Consider the following 17,927-nt stretch of genomic DNA (forward strand, 5'->3'; position numbering starts at 1 on the left):
AGGCAATCCATGTATGGATTGCCTTTTTTATTATTTCTTATTAATCGTTACAGTTTCATTATATTTCGTTGTTGTATTTTGGCGTAGACGAAGCGTTGCTTGTCCAGTTGTATTTGAATCAATCTGTACATTTACAACTTTCTCAGCAGAGCCTAAGCTGTTTGTTGTGAAAGAAAATGCACTACTATATCCGAAAGTAGATGGCCAAGTGCCGTTTGCATTTTGTACTTTAGCCACTTGTGTTCCACCAGTAGTGAAGATACCTAAAGAATAGTTGTTATACGTTGTATTAGGTAGTAAGTTATTTACTTGAATCTTCATTTGGAAAATTTCATTGTTTGGTAGAATGCTAGGGTGTGTAACGACGTAGTCGCTTGTTGTTACCGCACCGTTATAACCGTATGAACCTGGTTTAAAAGTATTTGTATTAAACCATTGATAACCTGCATTTGGTGCACTCCAAGGTTCAGGTTGTGGTTCTGTTGATAAGCTTGGCTGTTCAAATGTTTGTAGAGCTGTAGGTGAATCAAGTTGTAAACCATTTACTTGATCTAAACTTGTAAATGTCTCTTTATTTGATAACCAATTTACGATGTTTTCTAATAAAATCGCATCGTTTTCTTCTTTATAACCATCGTAAGTTTTCTTTGTTTGGCCAGAATCTTCACGAACGTATTTTGGCGTAGCATCTTCAACAGGAGAAGAGTCACCAATAAAGGCAGCTTTTCCAAGTCCTACTTTTGCGATAGCAGCATATGGGCCTTCTGCAATACCACCGCCATTATAAACGCCACTATCAACAGCGTTATTCCATTTTGATGGATTTTCTGGAAGGTAAACAAGTCCTTTTGCTAGTTTTGGGTTTGTAATTGCTAGAGTAGAACCAGCATGCATTGCTACAGACGAAACACCTTTTGTAATTCCGAAAGATTGTTCAGGCGATACAATTGTTTTCGCTGAAACATCACCAAGTGCATTGTAGCGGAAGCGAATACCGAAGTTGTCAGAGAGCCAATCAGAGCTTTCTACTCCTTGCATAGCTTGTGAATTAGCTTCTTCATTAGACATTCCTTTTGCTGGATTATCCCAAGCACCGCGTCTATATCCATTAAATACTTCAGAAGAGTCCCAGCGATTTTTATTACGATCTGCATTGTAATGATCAGCAATAAAGAAGATACTACCACCATTTTTTACATATTGTAACATAGCGTCCTGCTCAGATTTTTTGTAAGGAATATTAGCTTCTGGAACGATAAATACATTGTAATCTTTTAAGTCTTCGTACGTAATAGGTGTTGATTTACGAAGTTCCTTTACGTGATATCCGTTTTTTGCAATGCCGTTTCCGAAGTCAGAAAAGCCGCCGTCAATAACCCAGTCAGCTGTCCCAGCAGTTTGACCGTGTGTATTATCGAATAATACTTTCTTCCCATTGTTTTGATTTACAACTTTTGCAGCAATTTCAGGAGCTGGGTCTACAGAGCTTTCGGCATAAGTAGACGATATGAACGAGGTCCCTATACTTAGTGTAATTGCTGTTGCTAAAGAAAATGTAATCCATTTTTTATTCTTCATAGAAGAATCCCCCTAATAATAAATATATGTGCTTTAATAATGTAATTTATTTTTCTGTAAAAATAAAGACGGAAAACATAAAAAATATTAAAAAATTGTAAAAATACCGTGAATTTTGTTGAGAAATATTTATATAGATATAAAAACATCCCTTCCAAGTAATAAGGAAGGGATGTTTTGCTTAACTAATTTTTGAGTTAGGTGTTTCATCAATCTTATGAAACCCTTTCATGTAATATACGATTGCTAAGCCGATAAGCCAAATTGGGCCGACAATCAATGCAATTCGTGTATCTTCTGAATACGCCATTATACCTAATACTAATACAAGGAAAACGAGTGAGAAATATGAGCTTAATGGGTATAAAGGCATTTTATACGATAACTTTTGTTTATTTTGAGTAGGCAAGCTTTTACGGAATTTAATTTGAGCGACTAATATAATTCCCCAAGTCCAAATTGCACCGAAAGTTGAAATGCTAGTAAGCCATGTAAATACCTTTGCAGGTACGAGATAGTTTAATATAACACCAATTAGTAAAACGATAGCAGTTGCTACAATTCCTTGGCTTGGAATGCCATTTTTATTTAAACGACCAAATCTTTCAGGAGCTTTTTTCTGCTGAGCTAATGTATATAGCATACGGCCTGTACTAAATAAACCACCGTTACAAGAAGAAAGAGCTGCTGTTAATACGACAAAGTTAATAATACCTGCTGCTTTTGCGATACCAATTTGTTGGAATGTTAATACGAATGGACTGCCTTTCTCACCAAGTTCGTTCCATGGATAAATTGCCATCATAACGAATAATGCCCCAACGTAAAAGAGTAGAATTCTCCAAAATACGTTATCGATTGCCTTTGCGAGTGTTTTCTTCGGATTTTGAGCCTCACCAGCTGTAACACCGATTAATTCAACGCCTAAATAAGCGAATAGTACCATCTGCATGGAGAGTAGTAACCCAGAAAATCCATTTGGGAACCAGCCACCATGTGACCAAAGATTTGAAATACCAGTAGCGATACCACCGTTTCCGAATCCGAATAAAATAATACCAGCTCCGACTACTATCATACAGATAATTGTGACAATTTTAATGAGAGCAAACCAAAACTCAAGTTCTCCAAATACTTTTACCGATAAGAAGTTAAAAGCGCTCATTAATAATAGAGCAAGTAATGCCCAAGTCCAGCGCGGGATATCTGGGAACCAGTACTGCATGTAAATACCAGCTGCTGTAATTTCAGCCATACAAGTAACAACCCATAAGAACCAGTAATTCCAACCAGTAATATAACCAGCGAGTGGTCCAATATAATCATATGCATATTTACTAAAAGAACCAGCAACAGGTTGTTCAATTGCCATTTCCCCAAGCGCTCGCATAATGAAAAAAATAACGAGACCGGCAATCATATAGCCTAGCAAAATAGAAGGACCTGCTAGTTTAATGGCGGAAGCGGATCCTAAAAATAGCCCAACGCCAATAGCTGAGCCCAGTGACATTAAAGTAATATGTCGTTCTTTTAAACCACGATTTAAAGTTCCAGATTTGTTTGTGTGCTGCATAAGAAGAATCCCCCTTGTAGAGTGAACGATATTTGAATGCGTTTACTAAATATTTAACTATTTCAAATTATAAAACATTTCTATCTGTTATGCTACAAAAATAATCATAATGAACTGTACTACATCTGTACTTGTCAGACTTAAACTTAAAATTCTAACTATTAGGGAATATATTGACTCTTCTTTTTATTGATTGTTAAGATTAAGTATTATATTTTCTCACATACTAGTAAGAAAAAGAATGTGTGATAATAATTCAGGTGTAGGAAGGGTACATAAGCATGTTTCAATTACAAAAATATAACACTTCTGTGAAGCAAGAGTTTTTAGCTGGCATCACAACTTTTTTTACATTTGCGTATATTCTTGTCATCAATCCAAAAATATTATCTGATGCAGGTGTACCATTTGACCAAGCGTTTACAGCAACAATTATTGCAACCGTTGTTGGAACAGTAGGTATGGCGATTTTCGCGAATTACCCGATTGTTATTGCTCCAGCTATGGGAATGAATGCATATTTTGCTTATTCTGTTGTACAGAAGGCAGAAGGGATTACATATGTAGTTGCCTTTTCATCTGTATTTGTAACGGGGATTATTTTTCTTTTATTATCTTTTACTTCGTTTAGGCAAAAGTTAATTTTAGCAATTCCTGATAGTTTAAAGCATGCAATTGCAGGTGGAATTGGACTATTTATTGCTTTTATTGGATTGCGCCTTTCTGGAATTATCGTGGATCATCCGTCTAATTTAGTTACGATTGGTGATTTTCATTCTCCAGCTGTTATTTTAACTTTAATTGGTTTAATATTAGCGGCGGTATTAATGACATTGCGTGTGAGCGGTGCATTATTTATTAGTATGATTGTGACAGGAATTATTGCCTTCTTTACAGGGCAATTGAAGTTTGCTGATAAAATTGTGGCGATGCCTCATTTACCAGAGGGTATCATCGTTTCAAACCCAATCAATGCCTTTTCAGATGTAATTGAATACGGATTATACGGCGTTGTATTTTCATTTTTACTTGTACTTTTATTCGATACAACAGGTGCATTACTTGGTTTAATTAAACAAGCAGGTTTAATTACAGACAATACAGAGAAGCGTTTTGGTAAAGCGTTTATTGCAGATGCAATTGGCGGGACTACAGGTTCTATCTTTGGAACAAGCCCAACAGCAGCGACGATTGAATCGTCAGCAGGTATTGCTGCAGGTGGTAAAACTGGGTTAACAGGGATTGTAGTTGTTGGTCTAACAATTATAACGGCATTTTTTAGTCCTGTTATTGCTTCTTTATCAAGTGTAGCCGCTATTACAGCTCCTTCATTAATTATAGTAGGTAGTTTAATGGCACAAAGCATTCGAGATATTAATTGGAATGAATTTGAAGATGCGTTACCAGCATTTTTAATTTTTATAGGTATTCCGTTAACATCTAGTATTGCGAATGGAATTGCAATTGGATTTTTAGTGTATCCAGTCTTGAAAATTGTGAAAGGGAAAGGGATGGAAGTGCATCCGTTACTCTACTTATTTACAATTTTATTTGGATGTCATTTATTCTTATAATATAGGAGAGGGGGCTTCTTATGAGGGGCTCCTTTTTTGTGTATAATAAAGTGAAACTATAATCAGTCACGCAAAATATAAATTACTTAATGGAATATATATGTTACAATATGGATGGAGGGGGAACATGAATGGCTGTAAGTAAAATAAAAGTCGCGCGTGTTCAGTTAGATTTAACACAGCAACAATTAGCAGAAAAAGTAGGCGTTACAAGGCAAACGATTAGTTTAATTGAGAAGGGCAAATACAATCCGTCTTTAGATTTATGTTTGAAAATTTGTTATGCAGTAGATAAAACTTTGAATGATTTGTTTTGGGAGGAAAAGGAGTGATTCGATGAAAATTGTGAAAGATGAACGTTTAATGATTGAGGGGTTAAAACATATTAGATTAGTTTTCATCTTACAAAATATTTTCATACTAGGTATTGTTTTTTATCGCTACGTTTTGCAAGATGCAGGATATGAAAGTGTTTCGGATTTATTAATGGTATTTATGGGTGGGATTGTAGTTATTAACTTTTTAAATCTGAAAAATTCAGTGGAAGTGTATGAGCATACAGGGGGAGTATCACGTAGCTATTTCATGAAACTATTATTAATTCCTGTAAGTATTGTTATTGGGATTTTAGCTATTTGTATCGTTGTAACACCAGATATTTCGATAAAGGAAATTAGTATGACAGGATTTATTATGTTTGCTTGTTTTTTAGTTCCTAGTCTGTTTATATACATATATATGAAAAAGATAAAAAGTGAAGATTGAAATATAAGAAAAGCTTTCCCGTATTGCGGAAAGCTTTTCTTATATTCTTTTATACAGTACTTTATGAAGGCCAATTGGTTCAATTTCAAAGATTTCACCATGTTCTTGGAAGCCTAAGCGCTTGTAATAGTCAGCTACAGTAATTCGGCCATTACACCATAGCATATTTGCTTGACGCTCTTGTAAGATTTGTTCTGCTTTCTGAATTAAGGAGCTTCCAGCGTGGTTGTTTCGAAACTCAGGCAATGTGGCCATTCCTCGTAGACGATAATGCATACCTGCTTGTAAGTCGGGATGCATTTCCTTTGAGAAAGAAGCGATACTAATAAGTTGATCGTTTATAAATGCGCCTAAGTGAAAGGTATCTGTTTCATAATCGGAAGGGTATTTACAATCTGCTAATGTTTGATTGGGGCGTAAAATTTTTTGACGTAATACGTAAGTTTCAGATCCCTCAATATTTTTCACGGTAATCATATTAACATCCTTTCTTATAACGCTTTTTCTGTTAATTGTATAAAGAAATAGGCAGGTGCGGCGAGAAGTCCGAGTATGCTAGCAGTTCCAAGAAGGAGTGAAAGTAGGAGGCAAGAATATTTTATTCCATTCGATTTTTTCCATCCGTAACTACAAATCTCAATACTAACACCGATGAGAATAATGGCAACGAGTATTTCGGCTAATAATAAGAGAGCTAAAGTTATAATAGACATAATGTAATCCATCCCCATAATATGTGATAGTAACATTTTACCATATGAAATGGAAAAAATGCCCCTCAATTATGTGAGGGGCATTTTTTTATTCTAATATGTTTTTTAGTGTATCGATATGTTCTTTTGAGCCTGTTACAAGTAATGTATCACCGTGTTGTAGTCTTGTATCCCCATGTGGGATTAATGCTTTATTTCCACGATAAATTTGAATGACTAGTACATCACCTAAAAACGGAAGGCGACGAAGTGCAACGCCGTTATATTTATTGCTCCGTAGTTCAACTTCACGGACTGTTTCGTTTGCTGTTGTAATTAAGCGAACGAGACTAGGTTTATCAATAAGCGCACGTAATAAAATACGTGTAGAGTTAATTGTTGAGAATACAGCGATATGTTCTTGCGTTGCTTTTTCTTGTAGAAGTGGATCTTCTACACTTGCAATAACATGTTCAACACCTAGCTCTTTTGCATGTTCTGCCAATAATAAGTTTTGTTCATCATCACTTGTTGCAACAACGACGCGATCTGCATCAAATGCTGTTTGTTCAGTTAATGATGCGATTGTGATGTCATCTAATTTCACGATAGGGAAGTCATGTGATGTCGCTTCTTCATCATTTATTTTGTTTTGACGCATCATATATAGCGTTACGTCATAATCTTCTCGTTTTAAATCTAGTGATAACGGAAGGGTAATTCTGCTCGCGCCAATAATAGCTACTTTTGGTTTTGGTGTTTCTACTTTTGGGAACATTTTTTTAAACAATATAGGTGCAAAAATACAAGTAATAACTGCGCTTAAAATAAGAGAGGCAGATAAACTTGGACTGATGATCTCCAGTTTTTCACCAATTTGTGCAGCCGCAATAACTAAAGAAAGTGTCGATGTTAATAAGATTGCACTTCCAAGTACGATATTACGTGGATACCATTTTCTTAAGACGAGTGATGGTAAGAGTTTCGAAATAAAGAGTCCTACAATTAAGATTGGAATCATTAGCATGCTAGAAGGTTCTTTGAAAATAGACCACACCTCTAGATTTACACCAACCATTACGAAGAAAATAGGGATGAAGAAACCATAGCCGATAGAATCAAGTTTTTCCACCATATCTTCATTTGGTGATAATAACGATACAAGTACACCTGCTAAGAAGGCGCCTAAAATATTTTCTGCTCCAACAGATTCCGATAACCCAACTAAGATTAAAATGAGTGCAAAAACAGCTCGTGTATCAATTTGTACACTACCAGCTTTTAAACTATCTAAGTATGGAATGTTTTTAAAACGTTTTGCAACGAAGTAAATAACAATACCAGCGCCGAATAGAAGAAGAAGAAGCCACATGCTTTGGCCGCTTTCGGAATTTAATCCGACGAATACAGCGAGTAAAATCATTGTAACTAAATCCGCAATAACAGCGACTAATAAAATGATTTGCCCAATTGCTGTTTTTCCTAAGTTATTCTCTTTTAATGTTGGTACAACAACACCTAAAGAAATAGTTGAAATAATTAAAGTCATGAACATTGCATTATCTACGAATCCTAGCCATACGAATAGTAATGATAGGGCATAAGATAAGATGAAAATAAATAAGAAGATAATGCTTGCTGCCTGAAATGTATTTGGTTCGTTTGTCGTATTTTTTTTCCCTTTTTGTTTAAAGATAGAAAAATCAATTTCTAAACCGCTTAAGAACATGAGGAAGATAAATCCTAATGTTGATAAAACTTGAAGCCATATATCTGGCTCAATAATATTAAACCCACTTTTACCTACAAAGATTCCTGCAATAATTTCTGCAACGACCACAGGAAGTGCTTTTAATTTAAAGCGTTGTAACAAAAGGGGAACGAAAAACGCGATTGCAACGACAACCATAAGTGATAGAACAGAAGTATGATGTTCCATTGCGTTCTCTCCCTTCAAATAAATATAGTACCTATTTAGCCATATAATAGGTAGAAAAGCAACGCATATGGATTCGATTTCATAAAGAAAGACTTTTCTTAACATTTGTCATAATAAGTATATTTTTCATGATTATGCTGTTAATTCCGTAATGTGGATGTAATAGAGGGGATAAAAAAAGACTGCTGAGGAATCTCAGCAGTCTTTTTCATGTACATTACATTGAGAAGAAGATCCATACAGTTAAACCAACTGTTGCAGTTGCAACGAAGAAACTGTATATCATTGTAAGAATTTGAACTCTTCCTTCTCCTTCTTTTAAATGCATGAACATAATTAATTGTAACAATGCTTGCGCAACAGCCATTATGATAATAGTTGTTAAGACTGTTGAAAGTGGCAATGTTGTGTAAAGTGCCACGTATAACGCTAGAAACGTTAATGCAAGCGATAAAATAAATCCGAAAACGTGTGACCAAGGGAATCCGCTATGCGCATGTCCGTTTGCTTGATTGTTGTTTTGAGCCATTTACGCCACCATCCCGTTCAAGTAAACTAGTGTGTAAATAAAGACCCAAACAAGATCAAGGAAATGCCAGTATAAGCTGATAATGAATACTTTACGAGCTGTAACTGGTGTTAAACCTCGTTTTAAAATTTGGATAATAACACAAATTGCCCAAATGATACCGCCTGTTACGTGGGCTCCATGCGTTCCAAGAAGAACGAAGAATCCAGATAAGAAAGCACTTGTTTGAATTGTTGCGCCTTCACCAATGTACATAATGAACTCTTCGATCTCGAAGAATAGGAAACCTGCACCTAAAAGTAATGTAAGGACGAACCATCCAAGCATCGCTTTTTGGTTATGCTTACGCATTTCATGAATTACGATACCGCATGTAAAACTACTTGTTAAAAGTAGTAATGTTTGAATTAAAAGCGTTTTAAGTTCAAACAATTGCGCTGGTGTTGGGCCATCTGCCGTACGACCAGCAAGGACTAGATAAGAGGCGAAAAGTGTTGCGAACAGCATAATTTCAGCCCCAAGAAAAATCCAGAATCCTAGGATATTCAATCTGCTTTGTTCGGATTGATATTCCAAAGGTAAGCTTTTATCTAAAGCCGCCATGTCATTTCACCTCTCATGCTATATGTTCTGTTTTTTTAATTTCATCAACACTGATATAGTAGCCTTCATCATAATCGAATGAACGATAGATTAAGCAAGCTAAAATACCAATACCACCGATTGCTGCAAGCCAGAACCAGCTAAATACTAATGCGAAACCTGCAAGACCGAAGAATCCAGACGCAATAATAGGCACACCAGAGTTACTTGGCATGTGAATTGGTTTAATATCTTCTGCTGCTGGTGTAACTGTTTCTCCGCGTTTTTTCATGTACCAGAAAGCATCAGCTTCTTTAATTTCAGGAAGCTTCGCGAAGTTGTAATGTTGTACAGGAGAGTGAGTTGCCCATTCAAGTGTACGACCATCCCATGGATCTCCAGTTGTGTCACGTTCACCGTGACGTGCACTCCAAATTACGTTGTAGCAAAGAAGTAGGAAGCCGATACCCATCATTACCGCACCAACAGATGCGATTTGGTTTAGCCATCCCCATCCAAGACTTTCAGAGTAAGTGTACATACGACGAGTCATACCGTCTAAACCTAAGAAGTACATTGGGAAGAAACAGATGTTGAATCCGCTCATAAAGATCCAGAATGTCCATTTACCTAGGCGTTCATTTAACATATGACCAGTCATTTTTGGATACCAGAATGTGAATCCAGCAAGCATAGCGAATACTGTACCTGCGATTAATACGTAGTGGAAGTGAGCGATTAGGAAGTAGCTGTTATGGTATTGATAATCAGCTGCTGCCATTCCAAGCATAACCCCTGTAACCCCACCGACTACGAAGTTTGGAATAAATGCCAATGACCAAAGCATTGGAACTGTAAAACGAATACGTCCTTTATACAGTGTAAACAACCAGTTAAAGATCTTAACCCCGGTTGGAATCGAAATCGCCATTGTCGAAATCGAGAAGAATGAGTTAACCGCTGGACCTGCACCCATCGTGAAGAAGTGGTGAAGCCATACGACGAAACTTAGTAAAGAAATTGCAACCATTGAGTATACCATTGCACTGTAACCGAATAGACGTTTACGTGAGAATGTACTAATGATTTCAGAGAAAATACCGAATGCCGGTAAAATAACGATATATACTTCAGGGTGACCCCATACCCAGAACAGGTTGGCCCATAACATTGGCATACCGCCGCTCGCCATCGTAAAGAAGTGAGCATCGAATAGACGGTCAAATGTCATTAATGCAAGAGCAACTGTTAATACTGGGAAAGCGAAAATAATGATAATTGTTGTAATTAAGATTGACCAAGTAAACATTGGCATTCTCATTAAAGTCATACCAGGTGTACGCATTTTTAAGATAGTAACAAGGAAGTTAATACCGGTCATTAGCGTACCGAGACCTGAAATCTGTAATGCAATTGCGTAGTAGTTATTTCCTACGCCCGAAGTAAACTCTGTACCTGCCATTGGGAAGTAAGAAGTCCACCCAGCGTCTGGAGAACCACCGATTACGAAAGCGATGTTGAATAACATTGCTCCGACAAAGAATAACCAGAAACTTAAAGCATTTAAGAACGGATATGCAACGTCACGAGCACCAATTTGTAATGGTACTACAAGGTTCATTAATCCCATAACGAATGGCATTGCCATGAAAAGAATCATTACTGTACCATGTGTTGTAAAGATCCCGTTATAGTGTTCAGCGTTTAAATAAGTTGTTTCTGGGAATGTTAACTGTGCACGGATCATTAAACCATCCATACCACCACGGAATAACATGATAACCGCAGAAATAATATACATAGCTCCGATTTTTTTATGGTCAACAGTTGTTAACCATTCGTCCCAAAGCCATTTCCATTTTTTATACTTTGTTAGTACGAAAATGATTGCTAATGTCACAAGAACGATAGAAGCGTCTGCACCGTAAATAATCGGGTCACCTGTGACAAAGAATTCATCAAGCTTCACTGTGTTCACTCCAATCTGTTGGAATAATAGCTATTATTTTTTGTTTTTGTAGTAGTTGTAATCACAATATTCAAGTGATTTTGGATCTACATAACTTAAGTGGTGACTAGAGAATGTCATACGACCAACTACACCAGGTTTAACAATTTCGTTGTACTTAGCTTCTGTTAGTTTAGGAGCAGTTTCTTGTACTTCTTTAACCCACTTGTCATATTTCTCTTTAGTTTTTGCTTCAACTTCGAACTCCATGTGTGTGAATCCTTCACCAGAGAAGTTCGCACTACGGCCTAGGTAAGAACCTGGCTTATCAGCTTGTAAATAAAGATCCATAATCATGCCATCCATTGTGTACTTCATACCACCAAGTTCTGGTACCCAGAAAGCATTCATTGGGCCGACAGAAGTCAGTTTGAATTGAATTGGTACACCAGCTGGGATGTTTAAATAGTTAACGGTTTCAATTTTTTCCTCTGGGTAACTGAATAACCATTTCCAGTTTGCAGATGTAACATAAATTTCAACTGGTTTAATATGTTTGGACTCTTTCGGAACCTCTTCCGAAGCATAAGTTGCTTTTACTGTTGGAATCGATAATGCGATAACGATAATAACAGGAACAAGCGTCCAAATAATTTCTAGTAATGTGTTACCGTGTTGTTCAGGTGGCTCATAGTCCATATTCTCTGGTTTTTCACGATAACGAATCAAGATGACTGTAAACAGAATGAATACAATTGCGATAATTAATGACATAAGCAAGAATGACCAAACAATTAAATCATACTGTGCTTTTGCAACAGGTCCTTGCGGATTTAATACTGCGAGTTTTTTATCACAGCCACCGAGGAACAGAAGTAATGATAACGGAAGAAGCGAAGCCAACTTCCAAAACGCTTTCTTTAGTTGCACGATTGAAAATCTCCTTTCTCCTTGGATTGAAACTATGCCAATAAAACAATATAAACCTATTAATTTATAGAAGGCAATAGTTTTTGATATATTGTTAAAAAATAGACACAAATGCACACTTTTTAAGGTGAATATCATTTGTAACTTGATTACATTGTAAACTATTTTCCAGGGAAAAACGTGATTGTGAAAATTTTAAGATAAATAAAGTTATACCAGGATATCCAAGAAATAGAAAAAAGCTATCTTATCATAAGAAAGATAGCTGAATATTTTGTATATTTAGTTTATTTCTCGTATGACAGTTCGTGGCTGTTCAAGTGTGACAATTTTTTTATATTTAACTTGATATAAAATGTAACAAATAATCATAAATGGAATGCCACAATAAAGAGCAATTCTTTGATCTGGAATGAAAGCCAAACTAACAAATGTAATGAAATTCAGCGAAAACGCTACGATTGGAACTAGTGGATAGAGCGGTGTACGATATTTTAAATCATTTATGTTGCCACCGTTTTTCACGAAATTTCTACGGAAGAAAAACTGTGAAGCGGCGATTGACATCCAAACGACAACGGCAGCCATTGCTGCAATAGATGTTAAAACTAGAAAGACAGTATCTGCCGCAAATACACTTGTTAGTAAGGACAGGCTAGCGAAAATTAGGCTGAAAATTAATGCATTTAGCGGTACACCTTTTTTAGTTAATTTCGTAAATGCTGGACTTGCCATTCCTTGTTTTGCCATCGCCCACAGCATACGAGAATTTGCGTAGAGACCAGAGTTAGCAACGGATAATACAGCTGTAATAATAACAAAGTTCATAATGTCTGCTGCATATGGGACACCGGCTACATCAAATACAAGTACAAAGGGACTTTCGACTAGATTAGCCTCTTGCCATGGGAGTAAACCTACAACAACTGATATCGCTAAGACGAAGAAGAAGAGAGTTCGCCAAATTGTGTTTTTAATTGCTTTTGGAATTGTTTTTTCAGGATTTTCACTTTCGCCTGAAGCGATTCCGATTAATTCTGTTCCTTGGAAGGAGTAATTTACTGTAATCATCGTAAGAAGAACAGCTAATGCACCATTTGGAAATAGCCCGCCATTTTCAGTGAAATTATGAAGCATTGGAGCTGGCTTTCCATTAAAGTCTAGTAGACCGAACATAACAGCGCCGCCAAGTACGATGAAAATAACAATTGTTGCGACTTTTACACTTGCGAACCAAAACTCTGCTTCTGCATATGCTTTTGCTGATAAAGCGTTTACGAGGAAGAGTGCTGCTGCAAATGTAACGCACCAAATCCAGGAAGAAACGTCTGGAAACCAGCGTTTCATTAAAATACTTACAGTTGTTAACTCTACGCCAACTGTAACAGCCCAATTTAACCAATACATCCAACCGACAACAAATCCAAAACCAGGTGAAATGAATTTGCTTGCATAACTTTGGAATGAACCTGCTTCTGGCATAGCGACGGATAATTCACCAAGACATAACATCGTTAAATACATAACAAATCCACCGACTAAAAATGCAAGAATAGCACCACCAGGTCCGGCATTATGGACAATTTGACCAGATCCCATAAATAACCCGGTTCCGATAACACCGCCGAGTGCAATCATAAATAGGTGTCTACTTTTCATTGTTCGTTTTAAATCTGTTTGTTCAATTTGTTGATTCATATGTCCCTCACCCCGTATTTTCTTGAATGTGTGAACTTCGTTTTATTCTGAGTTTTTAATCATTAGTGGGGGATGCAACACACACTCGGTTTATTTGCTATGAAATGAATGGAGTATGTAAAAAAACGAACTATGACTAAATACTCTAAGAATGTTTGTTAACATGGTGATATCTTCACTATGTTAACAATTTTGATTTTAGCAAAATATTCTGTAAATGTATATTTATTTTTCTTTTTATTAAAAATAATTAGAATTTTTATAATTAATTCTATGAGCGATAATTCACATGATCTTTCTAGCAAACTAGTAAGAAGAAGGGTACAATGATAAGAGGTGTATCTGTAAAATAATAATTAATGGAGTTTTGTTTATAATGAAAAAGTTAAAATATCTTTTTGTTTTTGGGATTATACTTGCTGCTGCATTTTTTATAGGAAAAGATAAAATCATGCAAAAGGCGCAAGTTCTACGCTTAGAGTTTCTATCTGAAATGAAAGAAGCAGCTATGATTGAAGATGTTCCGTTTATTAAACAATTACCAGAATTGCCTAGAGGGTGTGAAGTGACAAGTTTAGCTATGTTGCTGCAATATAAAGGTGTACAAGTAGATAAGATGCAACTTGCTAGCGAAATTCATCGTGTTCCATTTGAACAAAATGGTTTGCGTGGAAATCTTTACGAGGGATTTGTAGGAAATATTTATACAAAGGCAGAGCCTGGATATGGTGTATACAATAAACCAATCTTTGATTTAGCAGAAAAATATGTTCCTGAAAAAGTAATTAATTTAACAGGTAGAGACATGCAAGATATATATAAAGTAATTAGTTCTGGCTCTCCGGTATGGGTCATTATTAATACGACGTTTAAGCCGCTAGCTGAAAGTAGTTTTGAAACATGGAATACGAGTTCAGGCGAAGTGAAAATTACATATTATGAGCATAGTGCAGTAGTAATTGGATATGATCAAAACTTTGTATATGTAAATGATCCTCTTAAAAATAATCCACGTTTGGCTGTTCCGCGAGCAGAATTTGAGAAAGCTTGGGAGCAAATGGGAAAACAAGCAATTACTATTTTATAATAATGAAAAAGTCATCTTTGGGATGGCTTTTTCTTTTTGGTTTATTAACACTGAAAATTCAGAAGATTCTTTTAAAAGTTAACGATTCACGTTATAATAACATTTAACTTGGTGAAGAAGGGGAGAAGAGAAATGGATGTTGCAAAGGAACTTGTTTTGTCAAAAAATCAGTTAGTTGAGTGGAGAAGGCATTTTCATAAGTATCCAGAGTTATCTTTTCAAGAAGAGAAAACATCGCAGTTTGTGTTCGATATACTTCGGAAATTCCCATATTTAGAAGTGTCACGGCCGACTAAATATAGTGTGATGGCAAAGTTAGTAGGTAAACATCCGGGCAAAACAGTTGCGATTCGAGCCGATATGGATGCTCTTCCTATTCATGAAGAAAATGAGTTTGATTTTATTTCTACATATAAAGGTGTAATGCATGCATGTGGTCATGATGGACATATAGCGATATTACTTGGGGTTGTACATAAGTTGGTAGAAGAAAGAGAGAAGATTAAAGGGGAGATTCGTTTTCTATTCCAACATGCTGAAGAGAATTTTCCTGGTGGTGCAGAGGAGATGGTTGCTGCAGGTGTAATGGAAGGTGTGGATTATATTATTGGTGCTCACCTTTGGGCGTCGTTAGAGGTTGGGAAAATAGGTGTTATTTATGGTCCTGCAATGGCTGCACCGGATGTTTTTAAAATTAAGATAGAGGGGAAAGGTGGACATGCTGGAATCCCTCATGAAACGGTGGATAGTATTGCAATCGGAACACAAGTCGTTTCGCAACTTCAGCAAATTGTATCTCGCCTCACGAATCCATTAGATTCTCTCGTAATATCTGTTACGCAATTTCATGCTGGGACAACTCATAATGTAATACCAGAGCAAGCTGAGATTGAAGGGACAGTAAGAAGTTTAAGACATGAATTACGAGGTGAAACAGAGAAGAAGATTGAGCGGATTGTGAAGCATATTACGGAATCTTACGGAGCGAAATATACATTTTCATATGAATATGGATATCGACCAGTTGTAAATGATTATGAAGCTACAGAGCTTATTGAACAAACGGCATTACAACTTTATGGAAGGGATAGAGTTGTTCGTTTACAGCCGACGATGGCTGGAGAAGATTTTTCAGCGTTTTTACAAAAGGCACCGGGGACATTCTTTTTTATTGGAGCGGGAAATAAAGAGAAAGGTATTATATATCCTCACCATCACCCTCGTTTTACGATTGACGAAGATGCATTACCGATTGGAGTGGAAGTCTTTGTATCAGCCATTATGAACTTTATAAGTAAAGGAGAATGAGATGAAGAAAATACACATTCTAGCGCTTATCCCAGTTCTTTGTTTAGTAGTTGGGCCAATATTTGCGAATTCAGTTACTCCTTACGTATTAGGGATGCCATTTTTATTATTTTGGGTATTATTATCAGTGTTTATTACATCTTTTTGTATGGGGCTTGTGTACGTGTTTGATCCTGCTAATAAGGAGGATGTAAAATGACTGCATTACTTATCATTATTTTATTTTTGTTTCTCGCACTATTTTTAGGGATTCGGGCACAACATGGAAAAGATATGAATTTAGAACAATGGTCAGTTGGAGGAAGAGGATTTGGCACTATTTTTGTTTTTCTCCTTATGGCAGGTGAAATTTATACGACGTTTACATTTTTAGGGGGAAGCGGCTGGGCATATAGTAAAGGAGCACCTACCTTTTATATTTTGGGATATGGTGCTTTAGCTTATCTTTTATCGTATTTTTTATTGCCACCCATTTGGAAGTATGCGAAAGAGCATAACCTTGTTTCACAGTCAGATTTTTTTGCGAAGAAATATAGAAGTAAAGCGCTTGGACTTATTGTTTCGATTGTTGGTGTTGTTTCCATCATCCCATATCTTGTTTTACAGTTAAAAGGACTGGGAATTATCGTTTCAGAAGCTTCTTACGGAAGGGTGTCACCTGTTGTTGCAGTATGGATCGGTGCTATTGTTATAACTATATATGTAATGGTTTCAGGTATACATGGTTCGGCTTGGACGGCTGCTTTGAAGGATATTATGATACTGTTTATCGTTATGTTTTTAGGTATATATTTGCCGTATCATTATTATGGAGGATTTCAGCCGATGTTTGAGGCTGTAGAGGCAGCGAACCCGGGATTTTTATCTTTACCTGAAGAAGGAATGAGTATTTCTTGGTTTGTTTCTACTATTATATTAACGGCCCTCGGTTTTTATATGTGGCCTCATACATTTGCTTCTGCTTTTTCTGCAAAAAATGAAAAAGTATTTCGTAAAAATGCAGCAATTATGCCATTGTATTCTTTAGTTTTACTTTTCGTATTTTTTGCAGGATTTGCTGCTATATTGCAAGTTCCTGGGTTAAAGGGAGCGGATGTAGATCTTTCGTTATTCCGTCTTGCTTTACAAACTTTTGATCCTTGGTTTATTGGAATTATTGGTAGTGCGGGAGTATTAACGGCATTGGTTCCAGGGTCTATGCTTGTTATGGCGGCTTCTACACTGTTAGCAAAAAATATTTACCGAACGATAGTCCCGTCTGCTTCAGATAGACAAGTTGCTAAGATGGCAAAATTATTTGTGCCTGTAGTAACGCTCGTGGCAGTTTTATTTACATTTAAAGGAGGAGAAACAATAGGAGCACTTCTATTAATGGGATACAGTATCGTTACACAACTTTTCCCTGCACTTGTATGTAGCTTGTTTCCACGTCAAATTATTACGAAGCAAGGGGCGATTGCAGGAATGGGAGTTGGGCTATTAGTGGTCGCATATATTACCTTATCTGGTTCAACTATAGCCACGATGTTTCCGAGTTTCCCGCAGTATATAAAAGATTTGAATGTAGGTATAGTCGCATTGTTAATTAATATAATTGTGATGTTTGTAGTTAGTGGATTTACAAAAGGTGTATTTATAAAGAAAAACACTATAATAGTAGAAAAGTAATTCGTTTATCCTGCATTAACGGGCAGTAAGACCCCCACCTCAAAATTCAGCGGAAG

At 36.4% G+C, this 17,927-nt stretch carries 17 protein-coding genes; 7 read left to right on the top strand and 10 right to left on the bottom strand.

Annotated elements, in window-relative coordinates:
• Positions 1-30 precede the first annotated feature (30 nt).
• The gene (locus C3Y97_RS03570) at positions 31-1,578 is read right to left on the bottom strand and encodes a hypothetical protein (RefSeq protein WP_000791522.1); all 1,548 of its coding nucleotides are present in this window, start codon (positions 1,576-1,578) and stop codon (positions 31-33) included.
• Between the two features lie 181 nt (positions 1,579-1,759).
• The gene (locus C3Y97_RS03575) at positions 1,760-3,151 is read right to left on the bottom strand and encodes an amino acid permease (RefSeq protein WP_001164897.1); all 1,392 of its coding nucleotides are present in this window, start codon (positions 3,149-3,151) and stop codon (positions 1,760-1,762) included.
• A gap of 281 nt (positions 3,152-3,432) precedes the next feature.
• On the opposite strand from C3Y97_RS03575, the gene C3Y97_RS03580 reads away from it, so the two are divergent.
• From C3Y97_RS03580 to C3Y97_RS03590, 3 genes are all read left to right on the top strand, one after another.
• The gene (locus C3Y97_RS03580) at positions 3,433-4,725 is read left to right on the top strand and encodes an NCS2 family permease (protein WP_136363033.1); all 1,293 of its coding nucleotides are present in this window, start codon (positions 3,433-3,435) and stop codon (positions 4,723-4,725) included.
• Positions 4,726-4,856: 131 nt separating this feature from the next.
• Entirely contained in the window at positions 4,857-5,057 is a 201-nt protein-coding gene (locus C3Y97_RS03585; protein WP_000301182.1) for a helix-turn-helix transcriptional regulator, read from the top strand.
• Between the two features lie 4 nt (positions 5,058-5,061).
• Entirely contained in the window at positions 5,062-5,490 is a 429-nt protein-coding gene (locus C3Y97_RS03590; RefSeq protein ID WP_000706637.1) for a hypothetical protein, read from the top strand.
• A 39-nt stretch (positions 5,491-5,529) separates the two neighbouring features.
• Here the strand turns inward: C3Y97_RS03590 and C3Y97_RS03595 are convergent, their stop codons facing one another.
• From C3Y97_RS03595 to C3Y97_RS03630, 8 genes are all read right to left on the bottom strand, one after another.
• A complete protein-coding gene (locus C3Y97_RS03595; protein ID WP_000633769.1) occupies positions 5,530-5,967 on the bottom strand; it encodes a GNAT family N-acetyltransferase in 438 nt (145 codons plus the stop codon).
• Between the two features lie 14 nt (positions 5,968-5,981).
• Positions 5,982-6,239: a DUF4022 family protein gene (locus C3Y97_RS03600; protein ID WP_000926991.1), complete on the bottom strand. Its 258-nt coding sequence runs from the start codon at positions 6,237-6,239 to the stop codon at positions 5,982-5,984.
• Positions 6,240-6,291: 52 nt separating this feature from the next.
• Complete coding sequence (locus C3Y97_RS03605) at positions 6,292-8,121, bottom strand: monovalent cation:proton antiporter family protein (protein ID WP_000399966.1); 1,830 nt, start codon at positions 8,119-8,121, stop codon at positions 6,292-6,294.
• Positions 8,122-8,338: 217 nt separating this feature from the next.
• Entirely contained in the window at positions 8,339-8,650 is a 312-nt protein-coding gene (qoxD, locus tag C3Y97_RS03610) for a cytochrome aa3 quinol oxidase subunit IV (RefSeq protein ID WP_000068425.1), read from the bottom strand.
• On the bottom strand, positions 8,651-9,253 hold the full coding sequence (gene qoxC, locus C3Y97_RS03615) for a cytochrome aa3 quinol oxidase subunit III (protein ID WP_000729317.1): 603 nt from the start codon (positions 9,251-9,253) through the stop codon (positions 8,651-8,653). It lies immediately after the preceding gene.
• A gap of 13 nt (positions 9,254-9,266) precedes the next feature.
• Positions 9,267-11,201 (bottom strand): cytochrome aa3 quinol oxidase subunit I, encoded by a 1,935-nt coding sequence (qoxB, locus tag C3Y97_RS03620; RefSeq protein ID WP_000762366.1) that lies wholly within the window; start codon positions 11,199-11,201, stop codon positions 9,267-9,269.
• 33 nt (positions 11,202-11,234) lie between these two features.
• On the bottom strand, positions 11,235-12,110 hold the full coding sequence (locus C3Y97_RS03625; RefSeq protein WP_001176165.1) for a cytochrome aa3 quinol oxidase subunit II: 876 nt from the start codon (positions 12,108-12,110) through the stop codon (positions 11,235-11,237).
• Positions 12,111-12,392: 282 nt separating this feature from the next.
• On the bottom strand, positions 12,393-13,808 hold the full coding sequence (locus C3Y97_RS03630; RefSeq protein ID WP_001075759.1) for an amino acid permease: 1,416 nt from the start codon (positions 13,806-13,808) through the stop codon (positions 12,393-12,395).
• A 376-nt stretch (positions 13,809-14,184) separates the two neighbouring features.
• Between C3Y97_RS03630 and C3Y97_RS03635 the strand changes: the two genes are divergently transcribed.
• The 4 genes from C3Y97_RS03635 to C3Y97_RS03650 all read left to right on the top strand — a co-directional run bounded on the left by C3Y97_RS03635 (position 14,185) and on the right by C3Y97_RS03650 (position 17,871).
• Positions 14,185-14,895: a C39 family peptidase gene (locus tag C3Y97_RS03635; RefSeq protein WP_136363034.1), complete on the top strand. Its 711-nt coding sequence runs from the start codon at positions 14,185-14,187 to the stop codon at positions 14,893-14,895.
• A gap of 132 nt (positions 14,896-15,027) precedes the next feature.
• Positions 15,028-16,203 (top strand): amidohydrolase, encoded by a 1,176-nt coding sequence (locus C3Y97_RS03640; protein ID WP_000382128.1) that lies wholly within the window; start codon positions 15,028-15,030, stop codon positions 16,201-16,203.
• Between the two features lies 1 nt (position 16,204).
• Complete coding sequence (locus tag C3Y97_RS03645) at positions 16,205-16,402, top strand: DUF3311 domain-containing protein (RefSeq protein WP_000719833.1); 198 nt, start codon at positions 16,205-16,207, stop codon at positions 16,400-16,402.
• Positions 16,399-17,871 carry a sodium:solute symporter family protein gene (locus tag C3Y97_RS03650; RefSeq protein WP_000125939.1) on the top strand — a complete coding sequence of 491 codons (1,473 nt, stop codon included), beginning with the start codon at positions 16,399-16,401 and terminating at the stop codon, positions 17,869-17,871. Before C3Y97_RS03645 ends, C3Y97_RS03650 begins: the two co-directional genes overlap by 4 nt.
• Positions 17,872-17,927 lie beyond the last annotated feature (56 nt).

The sequence above is a fragment of the Bacillus sp. DU-106 genome (assembly GCF_004799705.1).
GTDB classification, from domain to species: Bacteria; Bacillota; Bacilli; order Bacillales; family Bacillaceae_G; genus Bacillus_A; species Bacillus_A cereus.